The following is a 20,491-nucleotide window of genomic DNA, read 5'->3' on the forward strand; positions in this document are numbered from 1 at the left end:
ACTAGCAAAAGAAAGGAAGATCTATGTCCAAGAAGTTACTGAACGCTTTTGTATCAGCAGTGATTGACAATAGCACTTTTGAGGAAATGGACACAATCTATCTGCGAAATCGTGTCATGGCTTTGGTTGGAGAGACAGTTGCAGAGCAGGAGACAGAGGCTGAACAGCTAATTGACCTGAAGGATGACTTGGTAGCTGTAGCTGTGAAGAATGGGAAGATTGGTGATACTCTGGCTGAGCAGGATATACTGGGAGCTGAGCTCATGAACTTCATCACCCCTACCCCTAGCCAGCTCAATCGGGACTTCTGGACGACTTATGACTCTAATCCCGAGCAGGCTGTAGCTGATTTTTACCAGCTTAGCCAAAAGAATGACTACATCAAGGTCAAGGCTATTGCTAAAAACATTGCTTTCAAAACACCGACTAAATATGGAGATTTGGAAATCACCATCAATCTCTCTAAACCAGAAAAGGATCCCAAGGAAATTGCAGCAGCTAAAAAGACCAAGAATAGCCATTATCCATCCTGTCAGCTCTGCATGGAAAATGAAGGTTACCAAGGCCGCTTGGACCACCCAGCCCGCGCCAACCATCGGATTATTCGCTTTGACTTGGCTGGACAGGAGTGGGGCTTCCAGTATTCGCCCTATGCCTACTTTAATGAGCATTGCATCTTTCTACACAGCCAGCATCTTCCCATGGCTATCAGTCGGCTGACCTTTGAGCGCTTGCTAGATATCGTTGAGACCTTTCCAGGCTATTTTGCAGGATCCAACGCCGACCTGCCTATTGTCGGCGGCTCTATCCTGGCCCACGACCACTATCAGGGCGGATATCATACTTTCCCTATGGGAATAGCAGAGCTGGATTGCAGCTTTACTTTTAGCGGATTTAATGAGGTGGAGGCAGGTATTGTCAAATGGCCTATGTCCGTCATTCGGCTGAGGTCTGAGAAGAAGGAACAGTTGATTGAGTTGGCTGACAAGATCTTGCAAGTTTGGCGGACTTATTCAGACCCGAGTGTGCAGGTGTTGGCAGAGTCTGAGGGTGAGCCGCACCATACCATCACACCGATTTCCCGCAGGAAAGATGGATCTTTTGAGCTGGACTTGGTCTTGCGGGACAATCAAACTTCACAAGAACATCCTGACGGCATTTATCACCCTCATGCAGATGTGCAGCATATTAAGAAAGAAAATATCGGTCTGATTGAGGTTATGGGGCTGGCTATTCTGCCGCCTCGGCTCAAGGAAGAGCTTAAGCAGGTGGAACTGTTTCTGCTGGGAGAAGACAGTCAGGTTGCTGCCTATCATCAGGAGTGGGCCAATCAACTCAAAGAGCAGAATCCAGATGTTACCGCTGAGACGGTGGAAGGAGTAGTTCAGGCCTCGGTTGGACAAATTTTCAGCCGAGTACTTGAAGATGCGGGAGTTTACAAGCGAACAGAGGAGGGTCAGGAGGCTTTCATGCGCTTCGTCCAATCCGTCGGCATTCAGCCCTAGGAAATGTGTTATAATGAATCTAGCGTAACAGGGAAAGGAAGTTTTATGGCAATTTTAGTATTAGGCGGAGCTGGCTATATCGGCTCGCACATGGTAGACCGTCTGGTAGCAGCAGGCAAGGAAGAGGTAGTCGTCGTTGATAATTTGGTGACTGGTCATCGGGCAGCAGTTCATCCGCAAGCAGTCTTTTATGAGGGGGATTTAGCTGACAAGGACTTTATGCGTAGCGTTTTTGCCAAGCATCCATCAATAGATGCAGTCATTCACTTTGCTGCTTTTTCACTGGTGGCGGAGTCTATGGTGGATCCGCTCAAGTATTTTGACAATAACACAGCTGGCATGGTTTCTCTCTTGGAGGTCATGCAGGAATGCGGCGTTAAAAACATTGTCTTTTCATCGACAGCGGCGACTTATGGTATTCCTGAGGAAGTGCCGATTCTGGAAACAACTCCGCAAAAGCCTATCAATCCTTATGGTGAGAGCAAACTTATGATGGAGACCATTATGCGCTGGGCAGACCAGGCCTATGGCATCAAGTTTGTAGCTCTGCGTTATTTCAATGTGGCCGGTGCCAAACCCGACGGTTCAATTGGCGAGGACCACGGGCCTGAAACCCATCTGCTGCCCATTGTGCTGCAAGTAGCCCAGGGCAAACGTGAGAAGATTGCCGTCTTTGGAGATGATTATGATACTCCGGACGGGACCAATGTCCGCGATTATGTCCATCCTTTCGACTTGGCTGACGCCCATATTTTGGCTGTCGAGCATCTGCGTGCTGGACATCCTTCAGATGCCTTTAACCTTGGCTCTTCGACTGGTTTTTCCAACCTTCAGATTGTAGAAGCAGCCCGAAAGGTGACCGGACATCCTATTCCTTTGGAAATAGCAGAGCGACGCCCAGGGGACCCAGATACGCTGATTGCTTCCTCTGAGAAAGCAAGAAATGTTCTGGGCTGGCAGCCGAAATTTGACAATATCGAAACCATTATCGAAACCGCTTGGAAATGGCATTCCAGTCATCCAAATGGCTATGATGATCGAGGATAAACTGACAAACCAGCTAGAAAAGCTGGTTTTTTACTTTGAATTATAAAACCCTTCTTTACAAATTTTTAAAAGCATTTTATAATAAAAGGAAGATTGATTGATATATTATCTGTAATCTTATTTCGTTGCTACTAACTCTTAGTATATCTGGAAAAATCATGGGAGCTACAGATGCAAGGAGAAATAACAATGTAGAATAGAGATTTTTTTGCACCACTATCAGATGAGACAGATGTTGACAGTTTGTTGTGTAAGGGCTTTAGAGACTTATGATATAATGAAGTCATAAAAGTTTGAGAAGTCTCTTAATCTTTTCAAGCAGATTTTCATAAAGAGAATAGGAAATAATATGCGCTCGATTCTTGCCTTATATATCACCCTGATGCCGGTCATTCTGGCTGGGGTTCTGAATATGATCTTTTGCAAGTCTTCGCTGCTAGAGGCGGCTTATCGACCAATGGATGCTGGACTGATTTTAAAGGATGGTAAGAGGCTTTTTGGAGCTAACAAGACCTGGAAAGGATTTCTAGGCATGATTGTCTGGGGAGCTTTGGCTCAGATCCTTTGGGGATTGTTCTTAAAGGGTATTCCCACTCTAGAGAAGCTGCACTTGGTTTATGCTTTTTACGAAAATACCGTGCTGTTTAATCTGGTGCTTGGGGTTCTTTTGGGGCTGGCCTATGTTTTGTTTGAGCTGCCTAATAGCTTTATCAAGCGCCGTTTGGAAATCAGAGAGGGCAAGACGGCGGAGAATGGCTGGAAATGGACCTTTATCTGGATAGACCAGATTGATTCCTTGATTGGCTGTATTATTTTCTTGCTTTTCTATGTCCCTCTGTCTTGGCAGCAGATGCTGGGCATTCTCATCCTAGGGGCGGGTACGCATCTAGGAGTCAATCGTCTGCTCTACTGGGCTAAGCTTAGAAAAAATCGTATGTGAAATGGGAGTTTTTGATGAAAGAACTATGGCTGGAAAAAGAGCCTTCGGCCGTCTATGGCGGTAAAATCAATCAGTTAATCAGTCTCTGTCAGCTGGGGCTTCCAGTTCCTAGGGCTCTGATTTTGCCAGCGGACCAAGTAATGGCTTGGCTAAGAGCGGCTCTGCCAGAATATTCAAAACAGGGACTTAAAGAGTTAATCAAACTGGGCAAGGAGGAAATTGCGGAGCGTTTGCAGCAGTATCCCTTGGATCCAGCTTGGCAGCAGGAGTTAGCAGCCTTTTGCCAGGAAAATCAAGTTTATATCGTTCGCAGCAGTGCACTTTTAGAAGACGGACAGGCCATGTCATTTGCCGGTCAATATGACTCGATTGGCAACTGCCGGACACTGTCAGAAATTGAGCAGGGCATTCGTTCTTGTCTGCTTTCTCTCTTTAATCCAGAAGCATTGGCCTACTGGCAGCGTCAGGGGCTGGCTGAGAAGGATTTTGCTATGGCGGTGCTGATTCAGGAGCAGATAGAGCCTGACTTCAGCGGTGTCTGCTTTTCCCTAGACGTGGCGACCAATCAGGATCAGGCCATGTTCTTGGAGTATGTAAAAGGCTCAGCTGAGAGCTTGGTTAGCGGTCAAGTCAATCCTGAGCAGCTGACTCTTTCTTGGTACAAGCCGGACTGGAGCAAGTTTGAAAAAGTTGAAATCCCTCTGGCAGTCTTGCAGAAACTGCACGCGCAAGTTTTGCAGATTGTGGCGTATTCTGGTCGGCCGATGGATATTGAGTGGTGCGCTGTCCAAGAGCAAGTCTATCTGCTGCAAGCTCGGCCCATCACGACAGTCCCCACTAAAATCGACAGTGGCCGCTGGACGACGGCGAATTTTCGGGACGGAGGCGTGGCGGCTCAACCCTGTCCCAACCTAATGTGGAGCCTTTACCGCCATTCTTGGCAAGAGGCACTCTCCAGATTTTTGCTGGCTATTGGCCTAGAGCCTGAAGGTGTGATGCCGCCGCTGATGCGTCTCCATTATGCTCGGCCTTTCTGGAATTTAGGTGTGGTCAAGCAGGGCATGGAGCAGATTCCGGGCTATATTGAGCGAGACTTTGATGATGAGCTGGGAGTCAATAAAGACTACCAAGGTCAAGGTTTTACCAGCAAATTAAGTCCAGCCCTGCTCTTGAATTTCCTGCGTGTAGCTTTGAAAACGCAAAAAGTAACTAAGAATTTTCTGCATCAAGCACCAGACAAGCTGCAAGATCTGCGCCAGCAATTTACCCGCCTTCATCAAGAAATACGAGAACTGAACGACCAAAGCCCGCTGCAGCAGGTCGAGAGTCTTTGGCAGTTAGTGCTAAATCAGGCTTATTTAGACAGTGAGGGAACTTATTTCTGGCAGGCCTACATCAATACGGTCCAGCTGTCTATGAAAAAGACCAGCCTGCTCAAATGGCTGACGGTTGATGAATTTTTCCAACTGATTGCTAAGTTAGGAAATGTTTCGCATACCAAGCCTTTAGCTAAAATGCTGGAAGTTGCGGATCTTGTTTTTGCAGATAAAAATCTGACAGACGATTGGTTGAAGCTATCGGTGGAAGAATTGCAGGAACTGGCTGCACAATATCCTGAGCGAGCAGATTTCATCAAGATTCAGGATTTCCAAAAGGATTTTGGCTATCACTCGGCACGGGAGCTGGACTTGCGAGTAGCTAGTTATGAAGAAGATGCTCATCAGCTTCTGAATGCGGTCCAACAGTTGATCACTGACCCTGCTTACTACCAAGCGGCCAAATCTTCTCTCAGTCCTGGCTCAGGGTCTGAGCTGGATCTTGCCCATCTATCTCGAGCAAAGCAAAAAAAGATAGAAAAAATCAGTGAAGACCTGCGGAACTTGCTCTGGTGGCGGGAGGAGTTTAAAGACATTTCCACGCGCTATTACCACCTCATTCGCCAGATTAGTCTTAAACTCGGCCAAGCCTATGAAAAGCGAGGCTTTCTAAAAGATTCTCAAGATATTTTTTACATTAAGAAAGAAAGCCTGACTGCCTTTATGGAAGGGGAAAAGACTGCTGACCAGCTGCAAGAAGAAGCGGCTGATAATCGGCATTATTGCCAGGCCTATCGGAATTTTGAGCCAGCGGGGGATTTGACCGACAAAGAGATGAGACTGGAAGAGGTGGCCCATGATAGTCAGGCTCTGCTGACGGGAATGCCAGCCAGCAGCGGTCAGGTGACCGGTCGGGTTCGAGTTCTCTTGGATTTGGCTGATATTGAGATGATTGAACCGGGAGAAATTCTTGTCACTCGCTATACAGATACGGGCTGGAGCTATGTTTTCGGTATTCTAGGCGGTCTTGTGACAGAGTATGGCGGGGTTCTCTGCCATGCCTCCATTGTCGCTCGGGAATGCGGGATTCCAGCTCTGGTCTGCGCTAAGAATGCAACTCAGCTACTAGAAACTGGCATGCTGGTTACCTTAGATGGAAGAAGAGGAGAAATAAGAATTCATGAAGAAGAATGAACCTTTGTTTATCGGTGAATACGACAAATCTGTTATCCTGACCTATATGGGTGCTGCTTTTGCACTGTTGGCAGTCTATGCCATCATTCAGTCCCAGCTGCGGTTGGCCATGATGGCCTTTATCCTTAGCGGTATCTGCGATCTCTTTGACGGTGTGGTTGCGCGGCGGATGAAGCGGACTGAAAGTCAGAAGCGCTTCGGCATTGAGATTGATTCGCTCTGCGACATGATTAGCTTTGCGGCTCTCCCTGCTGTGCTCCTCATGACTCAGCTGCCCTTGGGAGCGGCCAATATCATCTTGGCTGTCCTCTATGTCTCAGCTGCGGTTACGCGCTTGGCGCATTTTAACCGCTTGGCCAAGCATGATGAAGGATCTGGCTCGTATTTTATCGGCTTGCCCGTGACCTACAGCGCCCTCTTTTTCTCATTGTCCTATCTGGTATGTCAATGGCTGGCGCCTGGTTTCTTTGCTTGGGTGTGGCTGGGCTTGTCTCTTTTGCTGGCCTTCTTATTTGTTTACAACTGCCGTATTCCCAAGCCAAATAAGCTGGCCTATTTGGTCTTTGCGATTTTAGCTGTTGCAAGTCTGATTGGTCTGGGGGTTCTCCCGCATGGTTAAGGTCTATCAGAGAAAGACTGGCCAAGTAGTGGAACCGACAGAATACAAGTCGGGTCTGCTAGACAAGCTTTATGGTACTGCTTGGGGTCGCATCTTGTTGCCTTTCTTGACCCGACCTAGCCTGTCTTATCTTCTGACCTTGAAAGACTACACTCCTTTTTCTCGCAAGAAAATAGCAGCTTTTGTGGAAAATTATCAGCTGAATCTGGCCGACTATGAAGATGGCTCCTATCCTAGCTTTGCGGCTTTTTTTCAGCGGAAAATCAAGCCCGCTCTGCGTCCAATCTGTCTTGACAGTCAAGTACTGGCAGTGGCGGATGCCAAGCTAGAGGCTTTTACCATCAGTCAGGACTTACGTCTGACAATTAAGGGGCAGACATACAGGCTACCTGACTTACTGCTGGATGAAGAGTTGGCTCAGTCCTTTAGTGGCGGAACAGCGCTGGTCTATCGCTTGGGAGTGGATGACCTACACCGCTATTTGGCAGCTGAATCCGGCAGAATTACCCGAAGACGAAAAATCAAGGGACGCCTGCATACGGTCAGGCAGGTAGCCCAGAAGTGGCGCTTGATTTACAAAGAAAATAAAAGAGAATACTGTCTTTTAGATACCGAGCTAGGGCCAGTCCTGCAGATGGAAGTAGGGGCTCTCTTGGTCGGAAGAATATACAATCACAGTCGGGACCGTTTGGTCAGGGGACAGGAGAAGGGCTGCTTTGGTCTGGGCGGCTCAACCATTCTTGTCCTCTATCCGGCAGACACGATTCGCTTGGATCAGGATATCCTGACTTACTCAGACCTCGGAATAGAAACCCAGATTCAAATGGGTGAAAAGATTGGAGAAAAGCTATGTTTAAACGATTAGCTGTTTATTATAAGGAAATGTTCCCTTTGCTGCCGCGCTTTTTTGTGGCTGCCATCATGTTTTTTGAGATTTATTTTGTCCTCTTGCTCAATGACGGAGTGACCACCTTTCACTTTGACCATCAGGAGTTGATCGGAATTTTTACGATTTTCGTCTTTCTGATGATTTTGCGGATCGCAGATGATTTCAAGGACTACGAGACCGACAGACGGCTCTTTCCTCATCGGGCTCTGCCATCTGGACGAGTGAAAAAGAAGGACTTGGCTATTGCCCTCAGCTTTATCGTAGCTGTGTCTGTACTTCTCAATATCCTCTTTATGAACAATATCGGCTGGTTCCTCTTTCTTTATATCTACGGAACCCTCATGTCCTTCTGGTTCTTCAAGCGTGACAAGATTCAAAATTCTCTGCCACTGGCTCTAGTGACTCATAATCCGGTCATGATGATTTTGAATCTCTATACTATCTCTTTTGTCTGCTACAAGTACAATCTGCCTCTCTTGTCCCTACCGACTGTCTTGCTGGCCTTTACTATGTATTTCCCAAGTCTGATCTGGGAAGTCTGCCGCAAGATTCGGGCGCCAAAAGACGAGACCGAGTATGTGACTTATTCTATGCTTTTTGGCTACAAAAAAGCTACTCGCTTTATCGAGGTGGTGACTCTGTTGGATATCTTGACCAATTTCGTTCTCCTCTGGAATATTTCCCATGTCGGAGTGGTAGTCTTGGTGCTGAATGTCATCTGGATGACCGTCCAGTTTGAGCAGTTTATCAAGGATCCAACTCGCTTTAATATCCGGGAGCGGGTGGAGCGTTATACTTATATCACGGAGACGACCATGGTTCTGTCCGTTGCTGTTTATCTCTTGATGGGGGTACTTTGATGAAAAGAATCAAGCAGACAGGGCTTGACCAGGTCGGAGGCAAGGCCTATCATTTGCTGAAAATGCAGGCTGCTGGTTTGCCGGTTCCTGACTTTGCGGTGTTTGCTTTTGACTTTTTTCAAAAATCTGCTAGCTCTGTTGACTTGGAGCGGATGGAAGTAGCCTATCGGTCTGGGGAGTTGGACTTGTCCCAGCTCAGTCAGCAGCTGCAGGACTGGGCCAGAGAGCAGTTTAGTCAAGAAGATTTGACAGAGGCAGAAAACTGGATCCGGCAGGAGTTTTCTCAGAAAGACTGTCGCTTTGCAGTTCGCTCATCAGCAACCATTGAGGATGGCAAGGTTTCCTCATTTGCCGGTCAGTTTGAGAGTCAGCTCAATGTGAAGCCAGAGGGGCTTAAAGAAGCTATTCAAGCGACCTTGCTCTCTCTTTATCAGGAGTCAGCTCTTAGTTATCTATTTGAGCAGGAACTATCTTTGAAGCAGGCACAGATGATTTGCCTTGTTCAGGTCATGCAGGAGGGAGACTTGTCAGGGATTTACTTCACAGCTAATCCCAAGGGCATTCTGAACGAGCACATCATTGTCATCGGTCGGGGCTTGGGCAATAAGGTTGTTGAGGATAAAATTCCTACAACCATGGTGACGCTCCATCCCAAGGACCAGCTCTTTTATACAGAGCAGACGGAGGACTCACCAGACGTATCACAGGAACAACTCGAGGAATTACAAGACTTGGCTGGTCAGGTGAGTCAGCTTTTCGGACCTTATATGGATATGGAGTTCACCTTCGCAAATGGCCAGCTCTATCTCTTGCAGGCTAGACCTATTACCACCTTGCCAGATGGCCAGCAGATTATTCTGGATAATAGCAACATTGTCGAGAGCTATCCGGGCGTTTCTAGTCCTTTGACCATTAGCTTTATCCAAGAAGCTTATGCCAGCATTTTCCGCAGTCTTGCCCAGCGCTTGGTTGGCAAGGATGCCCCTGAGTTGGCTGCCTATGAAGCCACCTTTCAAAATATGCTGCAGCCGGTCAATAGCCGAGTCTATTACCAAATTCAGAGCTGGTATCAGCTGCTACAGCTTTTACCTTTTTCTAAGAAAATCATCCCTATCTGGCAGGATATGCTGGGAGTGCGAGAGACAGAGGTGCCTCAGATGCCGGTGCACCTGTCTGCTTTCAAACGCCTGCAAATCATGATCCGCATTATTCGAGAGTTCTGGACAGCGCCCAGGCAAATGCGGCAATTGGAAGAACAGTTTGCCCAGATTCAGCGCCAATACGAAGCGAGCTTTTCTCCCGAAGCAGATGCGGAGACCTTGATTGGCTTGGTTAGCAAGCTGAAAGAGGATATTCTGGCTCACTGGGACATTACGCTGGTCAATGACCTCTATGCTTTTGTCTATACTGGACTCCTGAAGAAGTCGCGTTGTGGTGGGGCTGTTCAGGCTGAGATTGCAGGGATTGAGCAGATTGAAAGTATGCGGCCGGCTTTGGCTCTGCAGGCTTTAACAGCTCAGCTTAAAGCAGAAGAAAATGCAGCGATTAGACAGGCCATGACTAGTGAAAGTCCGGCAGTCTTTCTAAGTCGCCAGCACCCTTTGGTCCAAGAAATAGTCTATTTTATCCATGAATTTGGTGATCGGGCTCCGGAAGAGTTGAAGTTAGAAACTCCAACCTTTCGAACGCACCCAGAGCGTCTGCTCAAACTCCTGCTGCAAATGTGCCAGCAAGAGAAGAAGAAGTTGGCCCCTCAGAAACTTGAAGAAGAGGAGCAAAAATCAGGCTGGTGGACGAATTTTCTTCGCAAGCGAGCCATGACTGGTGTTAAATATCGGGAAAGCTCCCGCTTAAACCGCACACGGATCTATGGCATGATGCGGCAGATTTTCCGAACATTGGGTCAGCAATTAGCCGAGAAAGGGCTGCTGGCTATGCCTGACGATGTTTTTTACCTGACAAAGGAAGAGCTGTTTGAGTTGACCAGAAAGCCCAGAGATGTTAGTGGCTTGATAGCCGAGCGTCGGGAGAAGTTGGAGGCTGATAAGGAACTACCAACCTTTAGTCGCTATGTTTTTGCTGGACAGGTCTTTGAGAAATACCTGAAACCGCAAAACCACACCAGCAGTCATAATACGGGCAATCAAGCCTTACAAGGGATTGGCTGCTCCCCTGGCTGCGTCAAGGCTCAGGTTCTGGTCGTGGAAGATGTGCAGGAGATTGAGTCTGCTCAGGACCGGATTATTGTGACCAAGATGACCGATCCGGGCTGGGTTTATCTTCTGACCCAAGCCAAGGGTGTCATTGCCGAGCAGGGGTCTTTGCTCTCGCACACGGCCATTATTTCCCGCGAGTTAGGTATTCCTTCCATTGTCAATGTCAGAGGTGCCTGCAGCCAGCTGCAAAACGGTGATTGGATTGAGATGGATGGCCTTACTGGCAAGATTCGACTGATCAAGGAGGAAGACCATGCTTGAAATTAAACCAGTCAAACCCAATACTGCAGAGCTGGATGATTTTCTAGCCCTGCCCAAGCAGATTTACCAGCCAGACCACCTCATGCAGTCAGAAGAGGAGGAACTGGCTTTGATTGAAGGCAGTCACCCGCTGAGTTCTGACCTAGATATCCATGCCTTTGTTGGCTATGAGAACAATCGGCTTTTTATTCGAGGCCTCCTAACCTTCTATCCAGATGATGAGGCTGCTTACTTGGGATTTTTCGAGTCAATCAATGACCAACAGATTGTATCTGCTTTTATCGAGCATTTAGCAGGTTTTGCTCGCAGTCTCGGAGCGATTAAGTTAATCGGTCCCGTACAGGCAAGTTTTTGGCTGGGTTATCGAATGCAGCTGACTGGAACAGAGGAGCTCCCTTTTACTGGAGAACCTCATAATCCAGACTATTATCCTAAGTTGTGGCAGGCTGCAGGTTTTGAACTCAAGGAGCGCTATCTGTCCAATTTTTATCCCAAGGTTAGCAATCAAACTCATCAGGACAAGCTAGCTCATCGCTTTGAGTCTTTTGAAGAAGCGGGTTTCACCATTTGCTCTCCAAAGAAAAAGGAGTGGGATCAAGCTTCGCTGCAGGTTTTTGAGCTCCTCAATCGACTCTATCAAGATTTTCCGATTTATCGGTCTATTTCCAGTCAGCAGTTCAGTCAGATTTTTCAAAAATACCAGTATATTCTTGATTTTTCCATGGTTAAGCTGGCCTATAAGGAGGGCAAGCTAGCTGGTTTTCTGATTGCTATGCCGGACTACGGCTCTCTGGTTTATCAAAAACTGACTCCTCTCAACCTAGCTAAGCTTTTTTGGATTAAGCGCTTTCCCAAACGCTATATGATTATGTATCTGGGAGTAGATGAGGAATTCTTGGGATTGGGCTCTGCCTTGGCCTATCCGATTTTTAAAGAAGCGCAGAAGCGTCAAGCCTCAGCTATTGGAGCCTTGATTCATCAAAAAACCGTCACGCGCCACTATGCGGCAGAACTGCAAGGAGACAAGCATGAGTATGGTCTCTTTGAGTTGGATTTGTAACAAAATAAATCATATTTAAAAAAACAGATTTTCTAATTGAAGATTTGTTTTTTAATTTTTCGGGTAAAAATGAACACTATTTTAAGGCTGTTCAAAAATATGATGATTTCAGCCTTCAAAGATATATTTTTAAGCAAAAGCATTGAATTTTTGTAGGAAATTCTGTAAAATTTTAAGAGATTATTATATGGAGAAAAGGGAATTATTATGGAAAAAAGAATCACTGGTGATACGCTCCAGCGCTATTCTTTTAGAAAGTTATCAGTAGGATTGGTTTCCGCCACTATCGGAAGCTTCTTTTTGAGTACCGCAATAGGGGGAAATATAAGTACGGTTGAGGCTGCAGAAGTCTCAGCCGGCAAAACCGTTCCAGTCCAGTATCACTACGTAGTAGAGTCTGAACTGACTGAAGCTGAGAAGAATGCAGTTGTTAAGGAACTTCCAAAGTTTGTGGAAGAAAACTCTGATGCTTATTACCTGGTTTACCGTCCAAAGACCCAGGGGCTTTCGGCAAAAAGTTTGCCAAAGACGGGCTACTCAAGTCTGTGGGAAGCAACTTTTGCAGCTGCAGGACTGACTTTAGCAGTCTTAGTAATTGCACGAGGTAGAAATGGCAAGAGATACCTGTCTTCTATTTTGCTGGTGACAGGTCTAGGCTCTATTCTCCTAGCTCCTTCTGTATTTGCAGTGACCAATATTGAATTAGCCGCCTACAATCAAAGGCTAAATTTGACAGTAGGAGACAAGCTGCCTGAGCCTTTAGAGATTGCTGGTTTTGAGTATGTCGGCTATCTGAAAAGCGGTGAACAGGGCAAGGCGAACGCAGCAGAAAGTCATCAGCTTCCTACGGCACAAAAGGACTTGTCAGCTGTCGAAGTCGATCAGCAAGCAGGCAAATCTGCTGGTCTTTCTGGGAATCAGGGTACTGCTAACAAGCCTGTATCTACTGAAACAGAGAAACTGACAGAGCAAGAAAAAGAGATTATTGCTGCCAAAGAACGTGAATTTGCTCGGCTTTCTCCAGTCATTGAAGTACCAGAACTGGAATTCAAGAGCCAAAAAAGCAGCCAAACCCAAGTTCTGCCTTATCAAACAGAATACCAATATTCAAATGAGCTCGCAGAGGGGCAATCTCAGGTCATTCGCGCAGGTGTCGCTGGTACACGTACTGTTGTCACTCGCAATTATATTGCAGGTAAAGAAATTGTAAAAAGCGAAGTGATTTCAGATCAGGTAACTGCAGAGCCAGTTTCGGAAATTGTGTTGGTCGGAACTGCTGCAGTAAAATCTGTACCAAAACAAGCACCAGTGCATCAAGTCCCAGAATTGACGACTTATGGTACAACACCAGATACAGCGCCAGTACAAGAAGCTCCAGAGTTAACCACTTATGGAACGGCACCAGATACAGCACCAGTGCAAGAAGTCCCAGAATTGACGACCTATGGCACTACACCAGATACTGCACCGGTTCAAGAAGCGCCTGAGCTAACCACTTATGGCACAACGCCAGATACTGCACCGGTTCAAGAAGTTCCTGAGCTAACGACTTATGGCACTGCACCAGACACCGCTCCAGTACAAGAAGTTCCGGAACTAACAACTTATGGTACCGCACCAGATGAAGCACCCGTGCATCAAGCCCCAGAATTAGAGCTGACTACAACGGATGAAACAAGAAGAGAAAAGATCGATTTTTCCGTCGAAGAACAGTATACTGATGAGATTCCAGAAGGCAGTCGCCAAGTTGTCACACCAGGTGTACAGGGTGAGCGGGCGATTACCACTCGTATCTATACCTCGAATGGCCAAGAGGTTGACCGCCAAGTTTTATCAGATGAAGAAATTCTCGCAGCAGTTACTCAAATTATTAAGGTCGGTACAAGTAAGTCAAGTCTGATTCCGGCTGACGCACCAAAGGTAGAAGAGCTATCAGAATACCCGCTAACTTACACGGACGAAACCCGCGTAGAGAAAATCAACTATACTATTCGTGAAGAAGAGACAGACGAGCTAGTCCAAGGCGCCCGTCAAATCGCGACTCCAGGTGTGCAAGGCGAGCGAACTATCAAGACCCGCATCTACAGTTCCAACGGTCAAGAAGTTGATCGTCAAGAGCTGTCCAACGAGGAAACTCTTGCTCCAGTAACGCAAGTTGTCAAAGTCGGTACTGCTAAGCCAACCATGGTTCCAAACGATGCGCCGAAATCAGAAGTTCTTCCAGAATATCCGCTTACTTACTCGGATGAAACGCGTGTTGAGAAAATTGCCTTCAACATCGAGGAACAATACACCGATGAATTGCCTCAGGACGCCCGTCAAATCGCGACTCCAGGTGTGCAAGGCGAGCGAACAATCAAGACTCGCATCTACAGTTCCAACGGCCAAGAAGTTGACCGCCAAGAGCTGTCCAACGAGGAAACTCTAGCTCCAGTAACGCAAGTTGTCAAAGTCGGAACAGCTAAGCCAAATATGGTGCCGAATGATGCACCAAAAGCAGACGCCTTGCCAGAGTATCCACTGACTTATACAGATGAAACGCGTGTTGAGAAAATTGCCTTTAACATCGAGGAACAATACACCGATGAATTGCCTCAGGACGCCCGTCAAATTGCCACTCCAGGTGTGCAAGGTGAGCGAACAATCAAGACCCGTGTTTACAGTTCCAACGGCCAAGAAGTTGACCGACAAGAGCTTTCCAATGAGGAAACACTGACTCCAGTAACACAAATTGTTAAAGTTGGTACGGCCAAGCCAAATATGGTACCGAATGATGCACCAAAAGCAGAGGCTTTGCCAGAGTATCCACTGACCTATACAGACGAAACGCGTGTTGAGAAAATTGCCTTTAACATCGAGGAACAATACACCGATGAATTGCCTCAGGACGCCCGTCAAATCGCTACCCCAGGTGTTGAGGGTGAGCGAACTATCAAGACTCGTGTCTACAGTTCTGACGGTCAAGAAGTTGACCGTCAGGAGTTATCGAATGAGGAAACACTGGCTCCAGTAACGCAAGTTGTCAAAGTCGGTACAGCTAAGCCAAGTATGGTACCGAACGATGCACCGAAAGCAGAAGTTCTTCCAGAATATCCGCTGACATACACCGACGAAACTAGAGTTGAAAAAATCAACTTCACCATTCGCGAAGAAGAAACGGACGAATTGGTTCGTGATGCCCGTCAAATTGCGACTCCAGGTGTTCAAGGCGAGCGTACCATTAAGACTCGCGTTTACAGCTCTAATGGTCAAGAAATCGATCGCCAAGAATTGTCCAACGAGGAAACTCTAGCACCTGTTACTCAAGTTGTCAAAGTTGGTACGGCTAAGCCAACTATGGTACCGAATGATGCACCGAAAGAAGCAGCTTTGCCAGAGTATCCACTGACTTATATAGATGAAACGCGTGTTGAGAAAATAGCTTTTAACATCGAAGAGCAATATACAGATGAACTTGTTCGTGATGCCCGTCAAATTGCGACTCCAGGTGTGCAAGGCGAGCGTACTATCAAGACTCGTGTCTACAGTTCCAACGGTCAAGAAGTTGACCGCCAAGAGATATCCAACGAGGAAACATTAGCTCCAGTAACACAAATTGTTAAAGTTGGTACAGCTAAGCCAAATATGGTACCGAATGAAGCACCAAAAGCAGACGCCTTGCCAGAGTACCCGTTGACTTATACAGATGAAACGCGTGTTGAGAAAATCAACTTCTCAACTCATGAAGAAGAAACGGACGAATTGGTTCGTAATGCCCGTCAAATTGCAACCCCAGGTGTCCAAGGTGAACGGACAATCAAGACCCGTGTCTATAGCTCCAACGGCCAAGAAGTTGACCGCCAAGAGCTGTCCAACGAGGAAACTCTAGCTCCAGTAACGCAAGTTATCAAAGTCGGAACAGCTAAGCCACATCTGGTTCCAAACGATGCGCCGAAAGCAGCAGCCTTAGAAGAGTTCGATTTAATTCCACTTCATAATCTGTTGGCGGAAGCAGAACAGATTAAAGCTCAGGCACGTTATTTCAACGATAGTCAGAGTCAACAATCTAGCTATGATACTGCTTTGACAGCAGGTCAAGCGATTCTGAGCCAATCACATGCTAGCCAAGCAGAAGTTAACCAACTGGTGGAACGAATCAATCAAGCCAAGGCACAGTTAAGCGGACTTGAGGTTGTCAAAACTGCTCTTCAAAACGAGTACGATTTAAATCAAACTATCAAAGCGACTCCAAAATATAAGAATGCAGATTCAGATAAGCAGACAGCTTATAGGGACGAACTGGTCAAGGCAGAAGGAGTTCTGAACAATCAAACTGCTACACAAGTGCAGGTCAATCAAGCTTTTGCTAGCCTGACAGCAGCCAAAGAAGCTCTAAATGGAGTGCCTAAAGTCAAGCCGTCAGTTTCCATTCTAAGTCTGACAGAAAATCCTGATGATAAGTCGGTTACGGTTCAATACAGACTTCAAGACCAAACTCAGTCCTTCCGTTCAGCGACTGCAGAATTGTATCAGGGAGATCAGCTTGTCCGCACTCTTCCGATTACCAATTTCGCAGGAAGTCTGAAGATTGGCGACTTAGACTACTACACAGGATATACCCTGAAAACCAAGCTGACTTATGAACTGGATAATGGCAGCTTCACAGACCTTGAAACCGACAGCCGCAATTTTGAATTGGAATACAAGAAGATTGCCTTTCGAGATATTGATTTGGTTGAGTTTTACAGAAAAGAAAACGACCAGTTTAAGCGCGTCGTGTCCATGAGCTCTATGCCTACGGATTTGTCTACCTACTTTGTCAAAGTCAAATCAAGTGAATCTAAAGAAATGCTCCTGCCGGTTCACAGCATTGCAGAAAGCCAGAAAGATGGCAGAGCTGTCTACAAGGTAACGGTCTCTCTACCTGAGCTGGTTCAAGAAGGTGAGACAGGCTATAAGTCTGGCTATGACTTCTATATCAGTAAGGCAGTTGTTTCTAGTCAGCAAAATCTCTACACCAGCTTTGCTGGCTTGATAGACGCGATGAAGCAAAATATGGCTGGCAACTATGTTCTGGGAGCTGATTTGGATGCTAGCGAGGTCAGTCTGGCACCTGCGGACTATGTCTACCTCAAAGGGAACTTCACAGGCAGTCTGACTGGTAGTCATAATGGCAAGCAGTACGCAATTTATAATCTAGCCAAACCTTTATTTGAAAACCTCAAGAGTGGTTCCTCTATTTCCAATCTGGACCTGAAAGAGGTTAATATTGTAGGCACCTATGACTCAGCGGCTTTGGCTCGTAATGCAGAAGGGGCTCGAATCACAGACGTTTCCGTTCAAGGTAGAGTAGAAGTAAAAGAAAATGCTTCACAGGTAGCAGGTTTAGTCGTTATTGCTAACAATACCCAAATTACCAATAGCTCCTTTACTGGAACTATCGTGTCAAATGATAAACAGGGCAAAGAATACAATGTTGGTGGTTTGGTTGCCAATCTTAAGGGAGGAAACTCCTTGATTAGCCAAAGCAGGGCAGATGTGACCATTCTAGCAGGCGCTAGAGCGAATAACCAACGCTTCGGCGGCCTGGTTGGCCGTTTAGAAAACAATGCCCGCATCAGCCGTTCTTATGTAACTGGAAAGATTCAAAACTCTACTAAGAATGGTCAGATTGGTGGTGTGGTTGGTTCCAATTACTTCAATGGCTTGATTGATAATGTCATCAGCAATGTCAGCGGTACAAATGTTTACAGTATTTCTGGCGATCAGGGATATGAGAATAACCGTATCACAGAAGCTTATGCCGTTGAAGGAAATACAACACTGGAAAATGACAAGTTTGTCACATCAACACTGACTCTGAACGAGGCAGAAGAGAAGCTAGCTAGCTTAGATATTACGACAACGCTAGAAGACACGAATCTCAACCTTTATTCTGTCAACTATGCTCAGGAAAAGAATGCTCGAGAAGACCGTCTAATAGCTTATGCTAACATGGAAAAACTCCTTCCATTCTATAATAAGGAGACCATCATTGCCTATGGAAATAAACTTCCAGATAATCACAAGCTCAATAAGGAGTACTTGCTGGATGTTGTTCCAATGAAGGGCAACCAGATTATCACTGATATCAATAGCAACAAGACAGCGATTAATCGCTTGATGCTGCACTTCGAGGATAATACAGTTGAATACCTGAATCTGACCTATAAGGGAGATTTCAAATATAAGGCAATTGCAGAATATACTGTAAATGGCTTAGACCTCCTTTATACACCAGAAGCCTTCCTATCAGACTATAGCAGAGTTCTCAATCAAGTGCTGCCGGAATTGAACAAGGTTACCCTTGATTCGCCAGCTATGCGGACTGTTTTAGGCGTGAATGCTGACACTTCTCTGGATGATCTCTATCTGGATACTGCCTTTGACCAAGTCAAGACCAAGCTGTCAGAAGAGCTGCGCAAGGTACTGGCTATGGACAAGTCTATCAATACGGAAGGTAATGTTGTAGCAGACTATATAACTCAGCAAATTAAAGACAATAAAGAAGCCTTCTTACTTGGTCTAACCTATCTCAACCGTTGGTATAATATCAACTATGACAATATCAATGTCAAGGATTTGTCGGCCTATAAATTTGACTTCTTTGGAAATCATAATGCTTCAACCTTAGATACCATTATTTCACTTGGTAAGTCAGGCATGAACAATCTTAAAGCAAAGAACAACTATATGGCTTATGATACATCGCTCTCTGAGGCGACTGGTAAGCGAGGGATCTTTAACTACCTGGAAGGCTATCGTCAGCTCTTCCTGCCGGGCAAGAGCAATAATGAATGGCTCAAGACCAATACAAAAGCCTACATCGTTGAGGCTAAGTCGGATATAGCAGAAGCGAGACAGCTTCAGGATGCAGCTGAGGACAAGAGCAAGTACTCTGTCGGCGTTTACGACAAGATTACTGCTGATAATTGGGAACACAAGGGCATGCTCCTGCCACTCTTGACCATGACTGAGAAGGGTGTCTATGCTATCTCCAATATGTCCACCATCTCCATGGGGACTTATGACCGTTATCGCCTTGATGCCAATGGCAGAGTGCGAACAGATGCCGAGCTAGCGGAATATGTCGAAGACCGAGTGAGAAAAACAGCTGAGTACCAGCGCGATCATTATGACTTCTGGTATAAGATTCTAAGCGATGAAAGCAAGGACAAGCTCTTCCGTTCTGTTCTGGTTTACGATGGATTCTCATTGGTTGACAAGACAGGTCAAAGATATTGGGCTCCAGCTAATGACAAGAAATCACTGGCTATGCAGGAGTTCTTTGGACCAGCTGGCAAGTGGTATCCAAGCAAGGGCTACAATGCCTATGCTACGGGAAGCGTAACCCACTTTGATGCAGCTAAATTGTTAGAAGACTATGGTAACTCAGTCTACACGCATGAGATGACCCATAATTCTGACGGAGGCATCTACTTTGAGGGCAATAGCCGCCGTGAAGGTCTGGGAGCTGAGCTCTATGCTCGCGGACTCCTGCAGTCCACTCCAAGTGCGGATGAGGCAACCATTACGCTCAATACCCTCTTCAAGGTCGACAAGGATTCTAAGACGCGTCTACACACATATAACTTCAAAGAACGCGTTCAAAATGCAGAAGATCTGCAACACTATGTCCATGGTATGTTTGACATGATCTACACGCTGGATTACCTAGAAGGTACTTCTATGCTGAAGCAGAGTGATGATGCGAAACTTCAGTGGTTCAGGAAGATGGAGAATTACTACGTTACTGATAAGTATGGTAAGGAAACCCACGCTGGAAACCAGACACGAACCTTCACTGCTGAAGAAATCAAGCAGCTGAAGACCTTTGACTCTTTGATTGAAAATGATGTTATCACTCGTCGGGAGAACAAGGATAGTGGTAGATATGCACGAAATGGCTATCTCAGTCTCAGTCTCTTCTCACCAATCTACTCAGCCTTGAGCAATCCAAATGGAGCTCCGGGCGACGTTATGTTCCGCCGCACAGCCTATGAGTTGCTGGCAGCCAAAGGCTACCATGAAGGATTTATTCCTTATGTTTCTGGTAAGTACTCTCAGGAAGCCTTTGATGAAGGCAAGAAAACGTGGGACGGATGGTCCGGAAGAGATGTTGGTCTCGTGACTGACCAGAAAGTCTTGGAAAATGTATTCAAAGGTGAATATGACTCTTGGGTAGCCTTCAAGAAGGCGATGTATAAGGAGCGGATTGATCAGCTGACCAAGCTCAAACCAATCACCATTGAGTACGAACTCAGAAATCCAAGCAGTACTAAGAAAGTAACCATTCGCTCTTATGCAGATATGCAAAGGCTGATGGACGCAGCAGTAGCAGAGGATGTGAGCAACATTGCCAATGCTACAAGCCGTGTCGATGCCAGCTGGGTCAACCTGCTCAAGAAGAAGATTTACAATGCTTATCTTCGTGAGACAGATGACTTCAGAAAGTCAATCTTTAATAAGTAAGCAATAAGTTGTTTTCCGTATATATTTAAAAATGCCTAGACTGTAAAAAGTCTAGGTATTTTTTCTGCTATTTATTTCTAATAAAACAATAATA

At 46.2% G+C, this 20,491-nt stretch carries 10 protein-coding genes; all 10 read left to right on the forward strand.

The window, feature by feature from the left end; translation table 11 throughout:
- Positions 1-23 precede the first annotated feature (23 nt).
- The 10 genes from galT (at position 24) to HMPREF9389_RS03650 (ending at position 20,397) form a co-directional block, all read left to right on the forward strand.
- Positions 24-1,505, forward strand: a complete 1,482-nt coding sequence (gene galT, locus HMPREF9389_RS03695; protein WP_002930232.1) for a UDP-glucose--hexose-1-phosphate uridylyltransferase — start codon at positions 24-26, stop codon at positions 1,503-1,505.
- Between the two features lie 45 nt (positions 1,506-1,550).
- On the forward strand, positions 1,551-2,552 hold the full coding sequence (galE, locus tag HMPREF9389_RS03690; protein WP_002930233.1) for a UDP-glucose 4-epimerase GalE: 1,002 nt from the start codon (positions 1,551-1,553) through the stop codon (positions 2,550-2,552).
- 349 nt (positions 2,553-2,901) lie between these two features.
- Positions 2,902-3,492: a CDP-archaeol synthase gene (locus tag HMPREF9389_RS03685; protein ID WP_002930234.1), complete on the forward strand. Its 591-nt coding sequence runs from the start codon at positions 2,902-2,904 to the stop codon at positions 3,490-3,492.
- Between the two features lie 14 nt (positions 3,493-3,506).
- Positions 3,507-6,002: a PEP/pyruvate-binding domain-containing protein gene (locus tag HMPREF9389_RS03680; protein ID WP_032906508.1), complete on the forward strand. Its 2,496-nt coding sequence runs from the start codon at positions 3,507-3,509 to the stop codon at positions 6,000-6,002.
- Positions 5,989-6,621 (forward strand): CDP-alcohol phosphatidyltransferase family protein, encoded by a 633-nt coding sequence (locus HMPREF9389_RS03675; protein WP_002930238.1) that lies wholly within the window; start codon positions 5,989-5,991, stop codon positions 6,619-6,621. The genes HMPREF9389_RS03680 and HMPREF9389_RS03675 overlap by 14 nt, the downstream gene beginning before the upstream one ends.
- Positions 6,614-7,486: a phosphatidylserine decarboxylase gene (locus tag HMPREF9389_RS03670; RefSeq protein WP_002930240.1), complete on the forward strand. Its 873-nt coding sequence runs from the start codon at positions 6,614-6,616 to the stop codon at positions 7,484-7,486. The genes HMPREF9389_RS03675 and HMPREF9389_RS03670 overlap by 8 nt, the downstream gene beginning before the upstream one ends.
- Positions 7,471-8,370, forward strand: coding sequence for a UbiA family prenyltransferase (locus HMPREF9389_RS03665; protein WP_002930243.1), 900 nt, complete (start codon positions 7,471-7,473; stop codon positions 8,368-8,370). The genes HMPREF9389_RS03670 and HMPREF9389_RS03665 overlap by 16 nt, the downstream gene beginning before the upstream one ends.
- The gene (locus tag HMPREF9389_RS03660; protein ID WP_002930245.1) at positions 8,370-10,847 is read left to right on the forward strand and encodes a phosphoenolpyruvate synthase; all 2,478 of its coding nucleotides are present in this window, start codon (positions 8,370-8,372) and stop codon (positions 10,845-10,847) included. The genes HMPREF9389_RS03665 and HMPREF9389_RS03660 overlap by 1 nt, the downstream gene beginning before the upstream one ends.
- Positions 10,840-11,907 carry a hypothetical protein gene (locus HMPREF9389_RS03655; RefSeq protein ID WP_002930247.1) on the forward strand — a complete coding sequence of 356 codons (1,068 nt, stop codon included), beginning with the start codon at positions 10,840-10,842 and terminating at the stop codon, positions 11,905-11,907. Before HMPREF9389_RS03660 ends, HMPREF9389_RS03655 begins: the two co-directional genes overlap by 8 nt.
- Positions 11,908-12,114: 207 nt before the next feature.
- Positions 12,115-20,397 carry a ZmpA/ZmpB/ZmpC family metallo-endopeptidase gene (locus HMPREF9389_RS03650; RefSeq protein ID WP_002930250.1) on the forward strand — a complete coding sequence of 2,761 codons (8,283 nt, stop codon included), beginning with the start codon at positions 12,115-12,117 and terminating at the stop codon, positions 20,395-20,397.
- The last annotated feature ends 94 nt before the right edge of the window (positions 20,398-20,491 follow it).

It is taken from the genome of Streptococcus sanguinis SK355 (genome assembly GCF_000212855.1).
Lineage (GTDB): Bacteria > Bacillota > Bacilli > Lactobacillales > Streptococcaceae > Streptococcus > Streptococcus sanguinis_A.

What these genes read in the sequence shown, in the direction of transcription:
- galT (WP_002930232.1), top strand. Translation starts at nt 24, where the DNA reads ATGTCCAAGAAGTTACTGAACGCTTTTGTATCAGCAGTGATTGACAAT.
- galE (WP_002930233.1), top strand. Translation starts at nt 1,551, where the DNA reads ATGGCAATTTTAGTATTAGGCGGAGCTGGCTATATCGGCTCGCACATG.
- HMPREF9389_RS03685 (WP_002930234.1), top strand. Translation starts at nt 2,902, where the DNA reads ATGCGCTCGATTCTTGCCTTATATATCACCCTGATGCCGGTCATTCTG.
- HMPREF9389_RS03680 (WP_032906508.1), top strand. Translation starts at nt 3,507, where the DNA reads ATGAAAGAACTATGGCTGGAAAAAGAGCCTTCGGCCGTCTATGGCGGT.
- HMPREF9389_RS03675 (WP_002930238.1), top strand. Translation starts at nt 5,989, where the DNA reads ATGAAGAAGAATGAACCTTTGTTTATCGGTGAATACGACAAATCTGTT.
- HMPREF9389_RS03670 (WP_002930240.1), top strand. Translation starts at nt 6,614, where the DNA reads ATGGTTAAGGTCTATCAGAGAAAGACTGGCCAAGTAGTGGAACCGACA.
- HMPREF9389_RS03665 (WP_002930243.1), top strand. Translation starts at nt 7,471, where the DNA reads ATGTTTAAACGATTAGCTGTTTATTATAAGGAAATGTTCCCTTTGCTG.
- HMPREF9389_RS03660 (WP_002930245.1), top strand. Translation starts at nt 8,370, where the DNA reads ATGAAAAGAATCAAGCAGACAGGGCTTGACCAGGTCGGAGGCAAGGCC.
- HMPREF9389_RS03655 (WP_002930247.1), top strand. Translation starts at nt 10,840, where the DNA reads ATGCTTGAAATTAAACCAGTCAAACCCAATACTGCAGAGCTGGATGAT.
- HMPREF9389_RS03650 (WP_002930250.1), top strand. Translation starts at nt 12,115, where the DNA reads ATGGAAAAAAGAATCACTGGTGATACGCTCCAGCGCTATTCTTTTAGA.